This is a genomic window from Klenkia marina, assembly GCF_900101025.1.
Classification (GTDB): domain Bacteria; phylum Actinomycetota; class Actinomycetes; order Mycobacteriales; family Geodermatophilaceae; genus Klenkia; species Klenkia marina.
Genome location: NZ_FMUH01000004.1, coordinates 36,169 through 53,246, shown reverse-complemented (window position 1 = coordinate 53,246; position 17,078 = coordinate 36,169). Strand labels below are relative to the sequence as shown.

At 74.2% G+C, this 17,078-nt stretch carries 17 protein-coding genes; 6 read left to right on the top strand and 11 right to left on the bottom strand.

Annotation, left to right across the window (positions count from 1 at the left end; translation table 11 throughout):
- Window positions 1–15 precede the first annotated feature (15 nt).
- On the top strand, window positions 16–1,095 hold the full coding sequence (locus BLP29_RS12715; RefSeq protein WP_092805044.1) for a hypothetical protein: 1,080 nt from the start codon (window positions 16–18) through the stop codon (window positions 1,093–1,095).
- On the opposite strand, the gene BLP29_RS12710 is transcribed toward BLP29_RS12715, so the two are convergent.
- Together BLP29_RS12710 and BLP29_RS12705 are read right to left on the bottom strand one after the other, a co-directional pair.
- The gene (locus BLP29_RS12710) at window positions 1,085–1,903 is read right to left on the bottom strand and encodes a GNAT family N-acetyltransferase (RefSeq protein WP_092805042.1); all 819 of its coding nucleotides are present in this window, start codon (window positions 1,901–1,903) and stop codon (window positions 1,085–1,087) included. The two genes, BLP29_RS12715 and BLP29_RS12710, sit on opposite strands and share 11 nt — an antisense overlap.
- Before the next feature lie 30 nt (window positions 1,904–1,933).
- The gene (locus BLP29_RS12705) at window positions 1,934–2,260 is read right to left on the bottom strand and encodes a WhiB family transcriptional regulator (RefSeq protein WP_243469926.1); all 327 of its coding nucleotides are present in this window, start codon (window positions 2,258–2,260) and stop codon (window positions 1,934–1,936) included.
- A gap of 303 nt (window positions 2,261–2,563) precedes the next feature.
- Here BLP29_RS12705 and cofD point away from each other — a divergent pair, with 303 nt between their 5' ends.
- On the top strand, window positions 2,564–3,514 hold the full coding sequence (gene cofD, locus BLP29_RS12700; RefSeq protein WP_092805040.1) for a 2-phospho-L-lactate transferase: 951 nt from the start codon (window positions 2,564–2,566) through the stop codon (window positions 3,512–3,514).
- The gene (locus BLP29_RS12695; RefSeq protein WP_092805038.1) at window positions 3,498–4,562 is read left to right on the top strand and encodes a coenzyme F420-0:L-glutamate ligase; all 1,065 of its coding nucleotides are present in this window, start codon (window positions 3,498–3,500) and stop codon (window positions 4,560–4,562) included. Before cofD ends, BLP29_RS12695 begins: the two co-directional genes overlap by 17 nt.
- Before the next feature lie 22 nt (window positions 4,563–4,584).
- Here the strand turns inward: BLP29_RS12695 and rfbD are convergent, their stop codons facing one another.
- The gene (rfbD, locus tag BLP29_RS12690) at window positions 4,585–5,481 is read right to left on the bottom strand and encodes a dTDP-4-dehydrorhamnose reductase (protein WP_092805036.1); all 897 of its coding nucleotides are present in this window, start codon (window positions 5,479–5,481) and stop codon (window positions 4,585–4,587) included.
- Entirely contained in the window at window positions 5,478–6,473 is a 996-nt protein-coding gene (rfbB, locus tag BLP29_RS12685; protein ID WP_092805034.1) for a dTDP-glucose 4,6-dehydratase, read from the bottom strand. The genes rfbD and rfbB overlap by 4 nt, the downstream gene beginning before the upstream one ends.
- A 101-nt stretch (window positions 6,474–6,574) precedes the next feature.
- Here rfbB and rfbA point away from each other — a divergent pair, with 101 nt between their 5' ends.
- Both rfbA and BLP29_RS12675 read left to right on the top strand, forming a co-directional pair.
- A complete protein-coding gene (rfbA, locus tag BLP29_RS12680) occupies window positions 6,575–7,447 on the top strand; it encodes a glucose-1-phosphate thymidylyltransferase RfbA (protein ID WP_092805032.1) in 873 nt (290 codons plus the stop codon).
- Window positions 7,444–8,055, top strand: coding sequence for a dTDP-4-dehydrorhamnose 3,5-epimerase family protein (locus BLP29_RS12675; protein WP_092805030.1), 612 nt, complete (start codon window positions 7,444–7,446; stop codon window positions 8,053–8,055). The genes rfbA and BLP29_RS12675 overlap by 4 nt, the downstream gene beginning before the upstream one ends.
- On the opposite strand, the gene BLP29_RS12670 is transcribed toward BLP29_RS12675, so the two are convergent.
- From BLP29_RS12670 to BLP29_RS12650, 5 genes are read right to left on the bottom strand one after another with little or no spacing between them, the layout of a single operon-like run.
- Entirely contained in the window at window positions 8,040–8,966 is a 927-nt protein-coding gene (locus BLP29_RS12670) for a DNA-3-methyladenine glycosylase family protein (protein ID WP_092805028.1), read from the bottom strand. The two genes, BLP29_RS12675 and BLP29_RS12670, sit on opposite strands and share 16 nt — an antisense overlap.
- Window positions 8,967–8,985: 19 nt before the next feature.
- On the bottom strand, window positions 8,986–10,077 hold the full coding sequence (locus BLP29_RS12665) for a mannose-1-phosphate guanylyltransferase (RefSeq protein ID WP_092805026.1): 1,092 nt from the start codon (window positions 10,075–10,077) through the stop codon (window positions 8,986–8,988).
- Entirely contained in the window at window positions 10,074–10,985 is a 912-nt protein-coding gene (locus BLP29_RS12660) for a glycosyltransferase family 2 protein (RefSeq protein WP_092805024.1), read from the bottom strand. Before BLP29_RS12660 ends, BLP29_RS12665 begins: the two co-directional genes overlap by 4 nt.
- Window positions 10,982–12,145, bottom strand: coding sequence for a glycosyltransferase family 4 protein (locus BLP29_RS12655; protein WP_092805022.1), 1,164 nt, complete (start codon window positions 12,143–12,145; stop codon window positions 10,982–10,984). The genes BLP29_RS12660 and BLP29_RS12655 overlap by 4 nt, the downstream gene beginning before the upstream one ends.
- A gap of 36 nt (window positions 12,146–12,181) precedes the next feature.
- The gene (locus BLP29_RS12650; protein WP_133379153.1) at window positions 12,182–13,900 is read right to left on the bottom strand and encodes a hypothetical protein; all 1,719 of its coding nucleotides are present in this window, start codon (window positions 13,898–13,900) and stop codon (window positions 12,182–12,184) included.
- A 95-nt stretch (window positions 13,901–13,995) separates the two neighbouring features.
- Here BLP29_RS12650 and BLP29_RS12645 point away from each other — a divergent pair, with 95 nt between their 5' ends.
- A complete protein-coding gene (locus BLP29_RS12645; protein WP_207798477.1) occupies window positions 13,996–15,096 on the top strand; it encodes a glycosyltransferase family 4 protein in 1,101 nt (366 codons plus the stop codon).
- 5 nt (window positions 15,097–15,101) lie between these two features.
- Here BLP29_RS12645 and BLP29_RS12640 read toward each other — a convergent pair whose 3' ends face one another.
- Together BLP29_RS12640 and BLP29_RS12635 are read right to left on the bottom strand one after the other, a co-directional pair.
- On the bottom strand, window positions 15,102–16,061 hold the full coding sequence (locus tag BLP29_RS12640; protein WP_092805018.1) for a GDP-mannose 4,6-dehydratase: 960 nt from the start codon (window positions 16,059–16,061) through the stop codon (window positions 15,102–15,104).
- Window positions 16,058–17,044 carry a GDP-mannose 4,6-dehydratase gene (locus BLP29_RS12635; protein WP_092805016.1) on the bottom strand — a complete coding sequence of 329 codons (987 nt, stop codon included), beginning with the start codon at window positions 17,042–17,044 and terminating at the stop codon, window positions 16,058–16,060. Before BLP29_RS12635 ends, BLP29_RS12640 begins: the two co-directional genes overlap by 4 nt.
- Between the last annotated feature and the right edge of the window lie 34 nt (window positions 17,045–17,078).

Below are 17,078 nucleotides of genomic sequence, written 5' to 3'. Positions count from 1 at the left end.
AACGGGGGGCAGGTCATGCGGGGGACGCAACGCACGGTCGCGGTCGCGGCGGTGGTCGCCGTGGTGGTGGCCGTGCTGGCCGTGGTCCTCGGCGTGCCGTGGCTGTGGGCGGGCGCGGCGACCGCCGCGGCGGTCGGCACGGTGGTCGGCGTCCCGGTGGTCCGCGCACGACGGGCGGGGGCGACCCGCGCCCGGAGCGCCGCCCGCTCCTCGGCCACGGCCCCGTCGACGGACCCCTCGGCCGCACAGGCACCCCGGTCGGTCCGCGAGGTGGACGACCTGCGCGACTTCTTCGACCGGCCACCGGGGTCGCCCACAGCTCTGCCTGCAGGCGCAGTCCCCGACGCACCGGCGGCCGTCCCTGCGACGCCGGGGCCCGGGGCGGACGTCCCGGCCGGCCGCGGCCGGCGCGGAGCCCGGCGGGGCGCCGTCGTCGCGCTGACCCTGCTCGTCCTGGGCGGCCTCGTGGCCGGGGGCGTGGTGCTGACCGGCGACCGCGGCCCCGGCGGGGCGTCCTCCCGCGCACCCGCACCCGCACCCGCACCCGCCGAGCCGTCGCGCACGGGGACGGCGCCGTCCGCGGCCCCCACCCCGCAGCCCGCCCCGCTCACCGCGACCGCGGCGGGCGGCCTGGCCGGGACCGACGTGCCACCCGGGGTCGACGGGTTCACCGCATCGCTGACCTTCGCCGGGATCGTCCTCGAGCCCCGTGCGGTCGGGGTCACCGTCGCCTACCCCGTGCTCACCGCCAGCAGCGACGGCTCCCGCGCGGTGGCGCACCTCGAGCTGCCGGTCTGGAACTGCCTGGCCGCCGACCCGCCCGCCGACCCCGCCGCCGCGCAGTGCACACGATCGCTGACCGAGTACGCCGACCTCGGCTCGCCCGACCTCGTCGTCGACCGTTCCGCCGACGGCGCGGCCCTGCGGGGGACCTTCGCCACCTACACCCGACCGAACGGCTCCGCCCCGGTCTACACGGGGCGCAGCTACGCCGTCGAGGTCGAGGTGGGGTCGTCACCGACCGGGGCGACGGGCACGCTGAGGCTCGGCGGCGGCGAGGCCGCGGTGCTCCCCGGGGGGACCGTCAGGGGCTGACGGTCCACGACGCCGCGCCCAGCGACACGTGCGGCGGCCCGGGAGCCGTCCCCGCCACGACGTCGCCGAACCCCCACCAGGGGAGGCGGACGGGCCCCTCGAGCAGGGTGAGGAGGCCGCCGACCGGCCGGCCGGCGGACCGTACGACCGCGTGCTCCAGCACGCCGGTGGCGGCGTGCACGCGGGCCAGCGCGCGCAGGTCGACCAGCCGCGCTCCGGCCGGCCGGTGGTCGAGGAAGACCGGGAGCCACCGCTCCAGCGCCACCGGGTCGGTGGACCGGGTGACCTCACCCAGGTCGTCGAGGTGGTCGACCAGGCCCCGCGCGCGCACGGTGCGGAAGCGCGAGCCGGTGCCGAGCCGGGCGCTCAGCGCCCGCAGGACCGGGTCCCCCATCGGCAGCCCGGTGAGCGAGAGCTCCCACGGGCCGCGCACGGCGGCGAGGAGGTCGACCAGGCCGTCGGCCAGCAGCTCGGCCACCTCCGGAGAGGCAGCGGGGAGTCGACGGGGGGCCGGGCCGGGCGGGCCCGGCGGTCCGCCCTCACCGAGCAGCCGGACCACGGTGGTCGGGAGTCCCCGACGCAGCTCGCGCCGGGACGTGACCAGGGCCAGCCCGGCGGGGCGGCCCTGGCGGTGGTGCTCGACGACCACGGCTCGGTGCCGGACCCGGGGGGCGGGTGCGGCGCCCAGCGCGGCGGTGAGCCACGGGCCGCGGGCGGTGGTCGGCGCGGTCAGCCCGGCGAGCAGCGGGGCGGCGGCGCGGATCTCCCGCACCACCGGGGCGCGCCCCTCGGCCACACGGATGAACACCTGCTCATCGTGCCAGCCGGCGGTGCGGACCTAGACGGCCTGGCGGCGCAGGCGACGACGCTCGCGCTCGGAGAGCCCGCCCCAGATGCCGAACCGCTCGTCGTTGCCCAACGCGTACTCCAGGCACTCCACCCGGACGTCGCACCCGGTGCAGATCTTCTTGGCCTCGCGGGTCGACCCGCCCTTCTCCGGGAAGAAGGCCTCGGGGTCGGTCTCGGCGCACAGTGCGCGCTCCTGCCAGCCCTGGTCCTCCTCGTCGAGGCCCGCCGACCAGTCCAGGCCGGAGAACCCCAGCGCCGACCCCGTGTCGACACCCTGCTGCTGCTTGTAGTCGCTCAACCACGACACCTCGGCCATGACGATGCGTCCCCTCTCGCCTTCGTCACAGTGCGTGATCATCGGGCCACTCCCGACGTGCCGCACTCGGTGACATCGATGGAATTACACGCGTGTCGTCCGGGTGGGGTCAAGTCGAGCAGATGGTCCGTGGAGCATCACGCGTCACAGGTGTCACGCAGGGTCTCGACAGCGTCACGAAAGCCGGAGACACGCCGCACCCGACCACAGGATCTGCCCACGGAACCCCAGGTTTTGGTACAGATCATTCCGACACCGGTCCGGTGGGAACAACCTAATTTGCCATCAGGCACCATGGTGTGCATGCGGATCGTGGTCGTGGCCGGCGGCGTCGGCGGAGCCCGCTTCCTCCTCGGGGTGCGTGCGGCGGCCCCGGACGCCACGATCACCGCCGTCGTGAACACCGGCGACGACGTCACGATGCACGGGTTGCGGATCTGCCCCGACCTGGACTCGGTGATGTATACGCTCGGTGACGGAACCGACCCGGTCCGCGGATGGGGCCGACGGGACGAGACGTGGGTCGTCAAGGACGAACTGGCTGCCTACGGGGCCGATCCGACGTGGTTCGGACTGGGTGACCGCGACCTCGCCACCCATCTCGTGCGCACCCGCATGCTCGACGCCGGTTACCCGCTGTCGGAGGTGACGGCCGCGCTCGCGCAGCGGTGGCAGCCCGGCGTCGACCTCGTCCCCATGAGCGACCAGCGGGTCGAGACCCACGTCGTGGTGGACGACCCCGCCACGGGACGCCGGCAGGCCATCCACTTCCAGGAGTGGTGGGTGCGGCACCGCGCCGCGCCCGAGCCGCACGCCTTCGTCCAGGTCGGCGTCGAGGACGCCCGACCGGCGCCCGGGGTCGTGGAGGCGTTCGCCGGTGCCGACGCCGTCCTCCTCGCGCCCTCGAACCCCGTGGTGTCCATCGGCACCGTGCTCGGCGTCCCCGGCCTGCGCGAGGCCCTGCTGGCCACCCCGTCGCGGATCGTCGGGCTGTCGCCCATCGTCGGCGACGCCCCGGTGCGCGGGATGGCCGACCGCTGCCTGCCCGCCGTCGGTGTCCAGGTGAGCGCCGAGGGCGTCGGCCGGCACTACGGCGCCCGGTCCGACGGCGGCCTGCTCGACGCCTGGGTCGTGCACGAGGGCGACACCGCCGACGTGCCCGGCGTCGACGTCCGCACGGTGCCGTTGCTCATGACCGACCTCGCCGCCACGCAGGCGATGGCGCAGGCTGCACTGCATGCCGCACGCGCATGAGGCACCACCGGGCCTGACCGTCCACCCCGTGCCCGGTCTGCCCGAGTTCAGCCCCGGCGACGACCTGGTCGCCGCGATCGCCACCGCGGCGCCGTGGCTGGCCGACGGGGACGTCGTCGTCGTGACCTCCAAGGTGGTCTCCAAGGTCGAGGGCAACCTGGTGGCGGTGCCGCCCGGTGCCGACCGGGAGGCGGTGCGCCAACGGGCCATCGACGCCGAGACGGTGCGGGTGGTGGCCCGGCGGGGCCCGTTGAAGATCGTCGAGACCCACCACGGGTGGGTCGTGGCGGCCGCGGGCATCGACGCGTCCAACACCGCCGCCGACAGCCTGGTGCTCCTGCCGGCCGACGCCGACGAGTCCGCCCGCCGCCTGCGGGCCGGCCTGCACCAGCGACTCGGGGTGACCGTCGGCGTCGTCGTGAGCGACACGTTCGGCCGCACCTGGCGCGACGGCCTCACCGACGTCGCGGTCGGCGCTGCGGGTCTGCCCGCGCTGCTCGACCACCGGGGCGACGTCGACGCGCACGGCAACCGGCTCGAGACCACCCAGGTCGCCGTCGTCGACGAGCTCGCCGCAGCCGCGGACCTGGTCAAGGGCAAGCTCGGCGGGGTGCCGGTCGCCGTCGTCCGCGGGTGGCGCTGGACCGCGCCGGACGACGACCACGGCACCCGACCCCTCGTGCGGCTGGGCCCGGGAGACCTCTTCGCCCTGGGCACCCGCGACCTCGTCCCGGCCCGGACGGCGGCGCCCGACGTGGCGCCCCGGCCCGGCGCGCTCGACGCGGTCGCGGCCGCCTTCCGCGTCGCCACAGCCGCGCTGCCGGAGTTCCCGGTCGTGTTCGCCTACGGCGGCGACACCCCCGACGTCGTCGACGTGCACCTCACCGACGCGCCGTCGGTCGTCACCGCGCTGAACCTCGGCGCGCTGGTCGGGGCCGCGCTGGTGCAGCTGCACGCCGAGGGCTGGGCCACCCGGTGGGAACCCGTGGGCACCCCCGGCGGCTCCTCGCTGGTCGGCCGCGTCCGGCTCGGCGCCGCCGCCGGCTGAGCCGACCGGTCGACCCCCGGGGTCAGCCGCGGGGGCCGGCCTGCATGGCCTCGGCGAGCGCCGTCCGCCACCCGCGGCGGGCCAGCAGGCCGGCGGCGTCCCAGGTGCTGCCGTCGAGGACCGACCAGGCCGGGCGCGGTGCGGGCCGGACGAAGTCGGCCGAGGTGGTGGGCAGCACCCGCGCCGGGTCGGCGCCCAGCTCCTCGAACACCGCCTGCGCGAGCCCGTGCCAGGACACCTGCCCCTCGTCGGTGTAGTGCAGCAGGGGCGGCACCGCCCGGGTGGCCGCGCCGAGCGCGACCAGGCCGCCGGCGAGGTCCCACGACCAGGTCGGCGACCCGACCTGGTCATCGACGACCGAGACCGTCTCGCGCTGACCCTCCAGGCTGGTCATCGTGGCCACGAAGTTCCCGCCGTGCCGGCTGTGCACCCAGGCGGTGCGGACGACGGAGGCATCGGCGTCCACGGCCGCGACCGCCGCCTCGCCGGCCGCCTTGGTCCGCCCGTAGGCCGACCGCGGTGCCACCGGGGCGTCGACGGGGTAGGGCTCGGTCGCGGTGCCGTCGAAGACGTAGTCGGTGGACACGTGGACCAGCCTGCCGTGCCCCGCCACCTCCTCGGCCAGCCAGCCGGGCGCGTGGCCGTTGACGATCAGCGCCGTGCCCTCGTCGGTCTCGGCGGCGTCGACGGCGGTGTAGGCCGCGGCGTTCACCAGCACGAGCCGGTCGGCCGCAGCCGACGCGACCCACCCGCGCACCGCCCCGCGCACCGACGCCTCGTCGGTGAGGTCGACCTCGGCGCGACCGACCGCGGTGACCACGTCGCCGTCGCGGCGGGACAGGTGGTCGAGGAGGTCACGGCCCAGCTGGCCGCGGGCGCCGGTGACCAACCAGGCGGTGCGGGAGCCGGCGGCGCTCACGACCGGGCCGTCGCGGCGGCGGCCTTGAGCGGCTCCCACCAGGCGCGGTTGTCGCGGTACCACTGCACCGTGAGGGCCAGCCCGTCCTCGAAGGTCATGCGCGGCGCGTAGCCCAGCTCACCGGTCTTGGAGTGGTCGACCGAGTAGCGCTTGTCGTGCCCCCCGCCGCGGGGGTCGACGATCTCCTCGACGTAGCTCCAGTCGCGGCCGGTGGCGGCCAGCAGCTGCTCGGTGAGCTCGCGGTTGGACAGCTCGCGGCCGCCGCCGATGTTGTAGAACTCCCCCGGCGCGCCCTTCTCGACGACGAGCTGGATGCCGCGGCAGTGGTCGTCCACGAACAGCCAGTCGCGCACGTTGGCGCCCACGCCGTAGAGCGGCACCTTCTTCCCGTCCAGCAGGTTGGTCACGAAGAGCGGGATGACCTTCTCGGGGAAGTGGTACGGACCGTAGTTGTTGCTGCACCGGGTGATCGAGATGTCCAGCCCGTAGGTCTTGGCGTAGGCACGGGCGATCAGGTCGCTGCCGGCCTTGGCCGCCGAGTACGGGGAGTTGGGCTCGAGGATGTGGTCCTCGACCCAGGAGCCCTCGTCGATGGAGCCGTAGACCTCGTCGGTGGAGACGTGGACGACGCGGCCGACGCCGTGCCGCAGCGACGCCTCGAACACCTGCTGGGCGCCGAGGACGTTGGTGAGCACGAACTCCGCGGCGCCGGTGATCGACCGGTCGACGTGGGACTCGGCGGCGAAGTTGACGACGACGTCGTGCCCGGGCAGGGCGGCGTCGAGGTCGGCGGGGACGCAGATGTCGCCCTGCACGAAGCGGTAGCGAGGGCTGTCGGCCACCGACGCGAGGTTGGCCAGGTTGCCGGCGTAGGTCAGCTTGTCGAAGACCGTGACCTCGGCGTCCTCGAACCCGGGGTAGCCGCCGGTGAGCATGGTGCGCACGTAGTGGGAGCCGATGAAGCCGGCACCGCCGGTGACGAGGACGCGCATGCCGGGACGGTATCGGGCCCGGCCCCGCAGACCGCGGAGCTCTCACCCCGACGGGCGAGGGGTCGACCTCGCGGGCTCGCCCGTGCCCTACCGTCTGGTCGATGCGCGGAATCATCCTGGCCGGGGGCACCGGGAGCCGGCTCTACCCGATCACGCAGGCGGTCAGCAAGCAGCTGATGCCGGTGTACGACAAGCCGATGGTCTACTACCCGCTGTCGACCCTGATGATGGCCGGCATCCGCGAGGTGCTGGTGATCACCACCCCGGCCGACCAGACCGCCTTCGAGCACCTGATCGGCGACGGTTCCCGGCTGGGCATGCGCATCGAGTACGCCGCGCAGCCCCGGCCGGAGGGCCTGGCCCAGGCGTTCCTGATCGGCGCCGAGTTCATCGGCGACCAGTCGGTGGCCCTCGTGCTGGGCGACAACATCTTCTACGGCGCCGGCCTGGGCACCGCCCTGGCCCGGCTGCCCGAGCCTGCGGGCGGGCACGTGTTCGCCTACCACGTGGCCAACCCCGGCGAGTACGGCGTCGTGGAGTTCGACGACGCCGGCCGCGTGCTCTCGATCGAGGAGAAGCCCGCCGTCCCCAAGAGCTCCTACGCCGTCCCCGGCCTGTACTTCTACGCCGCGGACGTCGTCGACGTCGCCCGGTCGATCACCCCCAGCGCACGGGGCGAGCTGGAGATCACCGCGGTCAACGAGCACTACCTGCGTGCCGGGCGGCTGACGGTGACCGCGTTGGACCGCGGCACCGCGTGGTTGGACACCGGCACGTTCACGTCGCTGCGCCAGGCCACCGAGTTCGTCTCGGTGGTCGAGGAGCGGCAGGGCCTCAAGGTCGGTTGCATCGAGGAGGTCGCCTGGCGCAACGGCTGGCTGGACGACGACGCCCTGCGCCGGGTCGCCGAACCGCTGGCCAAGAGCGGCTACGGCGCCTACCTGCTGGGGCTGCTCGCGGAGGTGCGTTCGTGAACATCCGCGAGTTGGCCGTGCCCGACGCCTACGTGGTCGACCTCGTCACCCACGGGGACAGCCGCGGTGGGTTCACCGAGTGGTACCGAACCGACGTGCTCACCGACGCCGTCGGGCACGGTGTCGACCTCGCCCAGGCCAACCACTCGGTGTCCGCCCGCGGCGCCCTGCGCGGGGTGCACTTCGCGCTGGTCCCCCCCGGCCAGGCCAAGTACGTCTACTGCCCGGCCGGCCGGGTGCTGGACGTCGTCGTCGACGTCCGCGTGGGCTCCCCCACCTTCGGCACGGTCGACGCCGTCGAGCTGGGGGGCGAGCGGCCCCGGGCGGTGTACCTGTCCGAGGGCCTCGGGCACGCCTTCGTGTCGCTGGAGGACCGGTCGTCGGTGACCTACCTGCTCTCCAGCGCCTTCTCCCCGGGTCGCGAGTTCGGCATCCATCCCATGGACCCCGACCTCGACCTGCCGTGGCCGAAGGACGTCGAGTTCGAGCTGTCGGCCAAGGACACCGCCGCCCCGACGCTCGAGGAGGCCCGGCAGCAGGGGTTGCTGCCGACCATGGAGCAGTGCACCGCGCGGTACGACGAGCTGCGGGCTCAGAGCCGGCGGTAGTCGGTCGGGGCCATCCGCGGCCCGCGCTTGGGCGGGCGGGAGCCGCCGACCTCCAGCAGCCGCACGACCCGCTGCCGGTGGCCCCGCCACGGCTCGAGCAGCTCGAGCATCCCGGCGTCGTCGGTCTTCCGGCCGGCCAGGGACCAGCCCACCAGGTTCTTCAGGTGGTAGTCACCGACGCTGACCTGGTCCGGGCACCCGATGGCACGCTGCGCGACCTCCGCCGCCGTCCAGACCCCGATGCCGGGCACCGACCGCAACCGGCGGCGCAGGTCCTCGCAGTCGGTGTGGTCGTCGCACTCGAGCCGGTCGGCCACCGACGCGACGGCGAGCAGGGCCCGCCGGCGGGCGCCGTCCAAGCCGCACCGGTGCCAATCCCAATCGGTCACCGCGCGGACCCGTTCGGCCGTGGGGACCACGCGCATGCCGTCCGGCGCCGGCCCCGGTGCCGGTTCCCCGGCCAGGTGCAGCAGCTGACGCCACGTGCGGTGGGCCTCGATGCCGGTCACCTTCTGCTCGAGCACCCCGGGGACGAGCGCGTCCCACACCCGGCCGGTGCCACCGATCCGCAGCCAGGGCGAGGACCGGTGCAGCCGGTCGACCAGCGGGTGCAGGTGGGCCGGGAACCCGTCGGGCCGGTCCTCGGCGCCCAGCCACCGGGGCACCACCTCGAGCGCCCAGGACGCCCCGGGGCCCCACGACTGCGCGTGCACCACTCCGGCCCGGACGGCCAGCCGCACCGTCGCCGGCCCGTCCGGCGTGCTCGTTGTGCGCCAGAGCGCGCCGTCGGGCGCGTACTGCAGTGCGGGGTCACCGGCGCCCCGCCGGTGCGGGGACAGCGCCCGGCGGACGTCGAGCGGCCAGGTCGGCTGCCAGGAGCGCTCCCGCGGGAGCTCGCGCAGGCCGGTCACCGCACCGAGGGTAGGCCCCTCAGGCGTACCGCCCGGGGAACCGTTCCTCGGCGGCGGCGAGCAGCTGCTTGACCCGCTCGGCATCCCCGACCGGGCACACCATGGTGACGTCGGCGGTGTGCACGACCACGCTGTCGCGAACCCCGACGAGGGCGACCAGGTGGTCGGGGTCGTCGGACAGCACGACGTTCCCCGAGCTGTCGAGGGCCACGACCAGCCCCCGGACGGCGTTCCCCTGCTCGTCGGCGTCGAGGGTGTGCGCCAGCGCCGGCCACGAGCCGACGTCCAGCCAGTCGACGTCGAGGTCGACGACCAGCACACGACCGGGCTCAGCGGCCGCGGGCTCCAGCACGGCGTAGTCGACGCTGATCTTCTGCAACGTCGGGAAGACCTCCTGCAGCTCGGCGTCCCGGTCCTCGGCGGCGACGATGCGGGCCAACCCGGCGGCGGTCTCGGGCAGGTGGTCACGCAGCGCGTCGAGCACGGTCTGCGCCCGCCACACGAACATGCCCGAGTTCCACAGGTACTCCCCCGACGCCAGGTACTCCTGCGCGGTGGCCAGGTCCGGCTTCTCGCGGAACGAGGCCGCCTCGGCGGCACCGGGCACCTCGGTCGGGTCGCCCTTCTGCACGTAACCGAAACCGGTGGCCGGCGAGGTCGGGGTGATGCCCAGGGTGACCAAGGACCGCGGCCGGGCGGCGAGGCAGTCGTAGGCCGTGCGCAACGCGTCGGCGAACCGCTCGACCGGACGGATCACGTGGTCGGCCGAGACCACCGCCAGCTCTGCGTCGGGATCTGCGTCGGCGACCAGGGCAGCGGCGAGCCCCACGGCGTTGGCGGTGTCCCGGGCCACCGGCTCCAGGATCAGCCGGTCGGCGCCGAGCTCGGGCAGCGCCGCCCGGACCGCGTCGCCGTACCGGGCCGCGGTGCACACCCAGATCTGCTCGGTGGGCAGCACGGCCTGCAGCCGGGCGAAGGCCTCGGCGAGCAGGCTGTGCGCGCCGCCCGACTCCTCGGCGACGACGTCGAGCAGCTGCTTGGGACGGGCCGACCGGGACAGCGGCCACAACCGGGTCCCGGATCCGCCGGCCATGATCACTGCGTGCCTCACGGGTGGTGCCTCTCGTCGGGGATGGGGGTGTCGAGGTGCTGCTGGGGGCGGGCGCCCGCGCCGACCCGGCCGCTGACGTAGGCCACGAGCATCCGCGCGCCCAGCCCTCCTCGCAGAGCGGTCCGCAGAGGCGCGTACCGGCGCCCCGGGTACCGGCCCGAGAGGTAGCGCAGCGCGCTGGTGTGGTGGACCCGTTGCATGCGGTGGGACTGACGGCGGGTTGCGTGGCCGCCCTCGTGGGTGACGGTGGCCGACGGGACGTACACGCTGAGGTGGCCTGCTCGCCCGAGCCGCTCCCCGAGGTCGACGTCCTCGAAGTACATGAAGTACCCCGGGTCGTAGCCGCCGACCGCGTGGAAGGCCGCCGTGTCGACGAGGAAGCACGAGCCCGACAGCCAGCCGGCCGACCGTTCGCGTGGGGCTTCGCGCTCCCGGCGGTACCGCGCCGTCCAGGGGTTGGCCGGCCAGAACCAGCCGAGCACGGCGTGCCCCACCCCGGTGGACAGGGAGGGCAGGTCGCGGGCCGACGGGTACAGGTCGCCCTCGGTGGTGCGGATCGCCGGCCCCACCATCACGGCCCTGGGCCACCGGGCGGCGGCGGCCAGCATCTCGTCGACGCTGCCCGGGTCGAGGACCACGTCGGGGTTGGACACCAGCGCCCATCCGCTGCGCACGTCGTCCAGGCCGGCGTTCACCGCAGGCCCGTAGCCGATGTTCCCGCCCGTGCGCAGGACCCGGACCCCGGGCCGGGTCGCGGCCTCGGCCTCGGGTGCCCCGTCGGTGGACCCGTTGTCCGCGAGCACGACGTCCACGGGCCGCCGGGTGGCACCGGAGAGGCTGTCGAGGAAGGTCGGCAAGGACCGACCGGGTGAGTAGGTGACGACGACGACCCGCAGCGGCTCCGTCATGCCTGCCTCCTCCACCACGGCCCGCGGCCGCGGGCGGCGCGGAACGCCTCGACGTGCTGGTCGGCCGCACGGGACCAGGTGAAGCCCGCCGCGCGCGCCCGGGCTGCCCCGCCCAGCGCAGCCCGCCTGGCGGGATCGGCGAGCAGCGCACCCAGGGCGTCGCCGATGGCCCGGTCGTCGACATCGGTGTACGCCACCGCGTCACCGCCCACCTCCGGCAACGCGAGCCGGTCCGTGGTCAGCACGGCGGCACCGCAGGCCATGGCCTCCAGGACGGGCAGCCCGAACCCCTCGCCCAGGCTCGGGTAGGCGACCACGTCGGCTCCGCCCAGCAGGGCCGGCAGGTCGGCCAACGGCAGGTAGCCCGGCCGCACGACCGTGAGGCGCGGGGGAACCGCACGCACGGCCCCATCGACCTCGTCGTCCCAGCCTCGTCCCCCGGCGAGCACCAGCGCCGGAGGGTCAGAGAGGTCACCGACCGCTCCCACCCAGCCGCGCACCAGCGCGGGCACGTTCTTGCGGGGCTCGATCGTCCCCAGGAAGGCCACCCAGCTCCGGCCGGCGAGCCCCAGGGATCGGGCAACCCTGTCGACGTCGGCCGCGGAGGGCGGGCCGAACAGGTCGCGGTCCACCCCGTGGTGGGCCACGGTCGTCCGGGCGGGGTCGACCCCGGCCTCCCGTGCGACCTCGGCACCCGTGGCGGCCGAGGGCACCACCAGACCGGCTGCGAGCCGGCCGGCCAGGCGGGTCCACATGCGGAAGAAGCGCGCCTTGAGCGGGGAGTGCAGGTCGGGGTCGGTGAAGAAGGTCGCATCGTGCAGGGTCACGACCACGGGGACCGGCGCCAGCAGCGGCATCGTGTAGTGGGGGCTGAGCACGACGTCAGGACGCCGACGGGTCGCCAGCCACGGCAGACCGACCTGTTCCCACACCAGCCGGGCGGCCGGGTGCCGGGCCCACGCCGGCACGACGGACACGGCCGCGCCGGCGGACTCGACCAGGGCGACGTCCCGCTCCTGCACGACCACCTCGACGTCCACACCCGGTCGGACCAGCTCGGGCAGCAGCGCGTCGAGGTAGCGCCCCACGCCGCCGCGGTCGGCGGGGACGGCGGTCGCGTCGACGAGGACCCTCAGGTCAGCTCCTTCCCGCGCATCCATCGTCGGCGACACTACCGACACACCGACCGGAGACGGTCACGGAACCCGGTACACGAGAACTCCGCCCACCGACCGACCCTGGCCCGGCAGGACCGCGTCCATCACCGCGCGCCACTCGGGGTGCCCCTCGTCCACCAGCACCAGCTGGACCCCCACGCTGCGCAGGTACGGGAGGAGACGGTCGGCGTAGTCGTAGGCGAGGTCCCGGTTGAACAGGGCCGCTGCCGTGGGGTCCTTCAGCTGCGGCGGTGGTGCAGCACCGCCGCCGTTGCCCGTCGGCGTCCGGAACGAGAAGTCCAGGACCTCCATCCACCGCAGACCTGGGCCCCACTGACCCGACGGCAGCACCAGGACGTTCTCGTCGGGCTGGGTGTCGTCGGTCAACTGCCCGCTCGACACGTACGCCGCGACCGGGGTGGGGGTCGGGTACACCGGCCACCCCAGCGACGGAGAGGGCAGGAGCAGCACGCAGGAGACGGCGATCCCGACCCCGACCGCGAGCCGGGGGAGGCGGGACCGCCACGTGGACCACGCGATGGCCACCAGGACGGCCAAGGCCATGAACACGAATGCCGAGAACCGACCGGGCAGGGCGTGGTTCAGACCGGGCAGCAGCTCGGCGAGACGCCACGGCATCGGGACGGTGGGGTAGCCCGCGATGGTCAGCACGGGACCCAGGCTGAGCACGAAGCTGATCGCGGCGAACGCAGCCAGGCCGAGCGTCAGTCGGTTCCGGACCCAGACCACCGCGACCCCGGCGAGCACCAGCATGGTCAGCGGCACGTAGGCCGTGTTCTCGGCGACGTTGCCCATCCAGTGCGACCGGAGGTCCTGGAAGAACGAGTCCCCGATCAGCACGTTCGGCGTCGGCACGACGAGGTTGGTGAGGTCGGTGGAGAACTGCGAAGGAGGGTTGGCGGCGGCCTCCGGCACCCCGGTGCGCAGCGCCGCCCAGATCACCGGCGCGGCGAGGACCGCGCCCCCCGCTCCACCGGCGGCCAGCAGGGGGATGCAGGCGAGGATCCTGCGGCGCGGGCCCGCGGGGGCGAACAGGAGGCCGACCCCGAGGGCGACGGCTCCGAAGACGACCTGCGTGACCATCAGCTCGGTGGAGGCGCCGAGGGTGAAGGCGACCAGCACCGCTGTGCCGACGACCAACCACCTGCCCCGCATGCGACCCCGGACGTGGCGTACGACGAGGAAGGCCACCCCGGGCAGGGCGACCACCCACATCATGTTGAGGTGGCCGAGCGCGTGCCCGGAGAAGTAGGGGCTGACCACGACGAGCGCCCCGGCGACCAGGCTCCCGGACGCCGAACCGGTCCACTCCCTGGCCAGCAGGAGGACGGCGACGGCCGCGGCCAGGATGGCTACCAGGAAGGCGACGTTGTAGCCGGCGGTCGCTCCCCACAGCAGGGTCACGGGCGCCACGAGCACCGACACGGCCGGGATCGAGATGGCGTTCCCGAGGTCCATGCCCTGCGGCGCGTACATGTTCGGCGTGGTGAACGGGTTCTCGCCGTTCAGCACGGCGTGCACGTTCCACGCGAGGTAGAAGGCGAAGGACTCCGAGTCCCCGGGGTTGGACAACCGTGCTCCGGCGAAGTCCGACAGCACGGGGCGCGCCCACACCAGCACGGTCATCACGGCCAACCCCAGCCCGGCGGCGCTGCGGCTGCGGAGGATCCGGCGGGTGCGCCCTGCTGGACGTCCGGCCGACTCGGCGCCCACCACCTCAGTTGACGACCCCGACACGGCGCCAGCGTAGGCGAGGACCACGGCAGGCCCTGCCCGACGGCCCGGACCTCGTCCGGGAACCCGCGGTCCGGGGGGATGGGTAACGTCGGGCCGTGCCCGTCGAGCCGTCCCTGCGCGTGGCCATGACCGTCGAGCAGTGCTGGCAACCCGCGCCCGGCGGGTCGGGCACGTACATCAGGGAGCTGCTCCGCGCATACGCGGAGCTCGACGACCTGTCCGTCACGGGCATCTCCGCCTGGCACCGTGGCTCCCCGCCCGAGGACGGTCCGCTCCCCGTCCCGGTTCGTCGCGTGCCGCTGCCCCGCGCTCTGCTCTACCGCTCGTGGCAGCAGGCCCGCCTCCCGCGCACCGGCGGGGCCGACGTGGTCCACGCGAGCACCTGGGCCGTGCCCGGGCGACGCGCCCCGCTCGTCGCCACCGTCCACGACCTCGCGTTCCGCCACGACCCGCAGCACTTCACCCCGAACGGCGTCGCCTTCTTCGAGCGGGGGCTGGCCATCGTGCGGGACGAGGCTGCCGCCGTCGTCGTCCCGTCCTCGGCCACCGCCGCCGACTGCGTGGCCGCCGGGATCGAGCCGGAACGGGTGCACGTCGTCCTGCACGGTGTGCGGGCGGGTGCGGCAGATCCCGCCGGCGTCGCGACCTTCCGGGCCCGGCACGGGCTCGTCCGTCCGTACGTGCTGTGGGCCGGGACCCGGGAACCCCGCAAGAACCTGCCCCGGCTGGTCGCCGGCTTCTCCGCGGCAGTGCGGGCCGGTGCGGACCTTGACCTCGTGCTGGTCGGACCGGACGGCTGGGGCGACGAGCGGGACCGGCTGGCCGGGGTGTCGGCGGACCGTGTGCGGGTGCTCGGACGGCTGCCCGCCACCGATCTCTCCGCCGCCTACGCAGGCGCCCACGTCTTCTGCTACCCGTCGGTGCGGGAAGGGTTCGGCATGCCGGTCTCCGAGGCGATGGCGCACGGCGTCCCCGTGGTCACGTCCCGGGGGACCTCCATGGAGGAGGTGTCCGACGGCGCCGCCGTGCTCGTCGACCCGATGGACGAGGACGACATCGGGCGCGGCATCGTCGAGGCGATCTGGCCCGGGGCGCACCCGGCCCTGGCCGCCGCGTCACGGGCGCGGGCGGCCCAGCTCAGCTGGAGCCGAGCCGCCGCGCAGACCGTGGCCGTGCTGCGCGAGGCAGCCGGCTGACCGTCTCAGCCCGCGCGCACGAGGTCCAGGTCGTGACGCACCATGCGGGCCACGAGCTCCTCGAAGGGCACCGTCGGCGCCCACCCGAGCTCGGCCGCCGCCCTCGACGGGTCACCTCGCTGCTCGGGCGCGTCGGAAGGCCGGGCGAAGCGGGGGTCCAGCGTGACCAGGTGCTCCCACCGATCGACCCCGGCCGCGGCGAACGCGGCGGCGACGAAGTCACGCACGCTGTGGGAAGCACCCGTGGCCACGACGTACTCCCCCGGTGTCCCGTGCCGCAGCGCCCGCACCATGGCGTCGACGTAGTCCGGTGCCCACCCCCAGTCCCGGCGGGCGTCGAGGTTCCCCATCGACAGCTCGTCCTGCTGGCCTGCGACGATGCGGGCCACACCGGCCGTGATCTTCCTCGTCACGAAGGCCTCCGGTCGTCGCGGTGACTCGTGGTTGAACAGGATGCAGCTCGATGCGTGCAGTCCCCGCCGCCGGTACACGGCGACGAGGTGGTGGGCGAAGGCCTTGGCCGCACCGTAGGGGGTGACCGGGGCGATGGGTGTGCGCTCGTCCTGCGGCGGCCCCGCCCAGCCGAACACCTCTGCGCTGGATGCCTGCACGAACCGCACCGGATGACCGGTGCGCTCCTGGAGGTCCCAGGACCCCTTGAGCAGGTGCCCGACCGCGACGCCGGTGACCTGTGCGGTCAGGGCCGGCTCCGCCCACGAGAGCGCCACCGAGCTCAGCCCGCCGAGGTTGAACACCTCGGTGGGCTCCACGTCGGCCACCAACGCCTCCAGCCCCGCACCGTCGGTCAGGTCCCCGACGTGCCGGACGACCCCCTCCGGGAGGGCGACCCCGTCGCCCTCCCGGACCATCGCGTGGACCTCGGTGCCCTCGTCGAGCAGCTGCTCCACCAGGTAGCTGCCGTCCTGACCGGTGGCACCGGTGACCAGCGCCCGTGCCGCGGTCACCTGCCGGAGAGCTTCTTCTGCTCGGCGACGTCGGAGTCGACCATCATCTGGACCAGCTGCTCGAAGCCCACCTGCGGCTCCCAGCCGAGCTTCTCCTTGGCCTTGGCCGGGTCGCCGATCAGGAGGTCGACCTCTGCGGGCCGGAAGAACCGGGGGTCCTGGACGACCTTGGACTCCCAGTCGTCGATGCCGACGCGGGTGAACGCCACGTCCAGCAGCTCGCGGATCGAGTGGGTCTCGCCCGTTGCGACCACGTAGTCGTCGCCCTCGGGCTGCTGGAGCATGCGCCACATGGCGTCGACGTAGTCGCCGGCGAAACCCCAGTCGCGCTTGGCGTCGAGGTTGCCCAACGAGATGGTGTCCTGCAGACCCAGCGAGATGCGGGCGACCGCCTGGGTCACCTTGCGGGTGACGAACTCCGGTCCGCGGCGGGGCGACTCGTGGTTGAACAGGATGCCCGACGAGGCGTGCATCCCGTAGGACTCGCGGTAGTTGATCGTCATGTAGTGGCCGAAGACCTTGGCCACGCCGTACGGCGACCGCGGCCACAGCAGCGTGCTCTCGCGCTGCGGGACGTCCTGGACCTTGCCGAACATCTCCGAGCTGGACGCCTGGTAGAAGCGGACGCTCGACAGGTCGTCGCCCGCGTAGAGCCGGGTCGCCTCGAGCATGTTCAGCACGCCCTGGCCGGTGACGTCCGACGTCAGCTTGGCGTTCTCCCACGAGTAGGCGACGAAGGAGATGGCGCCCAGGTTGTAGACCTCCTCCGGCCGCGCCTCGCCGAAGGCACGCATGAGGCTGGACAGGTCGGTGATGTCGCCGGTCAGGAGCTTGACGTCGGGGACGGTCTCGCGGACCAGGTCGGCCTTCGGGTTGTTCTGGCCTCGGATGAGGCCGTAGACCTCGTACCCCTTGGACAGCAGCAGCTCCGAGAGGTAGAGACCGTCCTGGCCGGTGATCCCGGTGACGAGTGCGCGCTTCATGAGTCCTTCAATCCTCGAGGCCTGGAACGCGGGT

Coding starts and splice junctions, on each gene's coding strand:
- BLP29_RS12715 (WP_092805044.1), top strand. CDS start 16: ATGCGGGGGACGCAACGCACGGTCGCGGTCGCGGCGGTGGTCGCCGTG.
- BLP29_RS12705 (WP_243469926.1), bottom strand. CDS start 2,260: ATGGCCGAGGTGTCGTGGTTGAGCGACTACAAGCAGCAGCAGGGTGTC.
- cofD (WP_092805040.1), top strand. CDS start 2,564: ATGCGGATCGTGGTCGTGGCCGGCGGCGTCGGCGGAGCCCGCTTCCTC.
- BLP29_RS12695 (WP_092805038.1), top strand. CDS start 3,498: ATGCCGCACGCGCATGAGGCACCACCGGGCCTGACCGTCCACCCCGTG.
- rfbB (WP_092805034.1), bottom strand. CDS start 6,473: ATGCGCGTCCTCGTCACCGGCGGTGCCGGCTTCATCGGCTCCCACTAC.
- rfbA (WP_092805032.1), top strand. CDS start 6,575: ATGCGCGGAATCATCCTGGCCGGGGGCACCGGGAGCCGGCTCTACCCG.
- BLP29_RS12660 (WP_092805024.1), bottom strand. CDS start 10,985: ATGACGGAGCCGCTGCGGGTCGTCGTCGTCACCTACTCACCCGGTCGG.
- BLP29_RS12655 (WP_092805022.1), bottom strand. CDS start 12,145: ATGGATGCGCGGGAAGGAGCTGACCTGAGGGTCCTCGTCGACGCGACC.
- BLP29_RS12635 (WP_092805016.1), bottom strand. CDS start 17,044: ATGAAGCGCGCACTCGTCACCGGGATCACCGGCCAGGACGGTCTCTAC.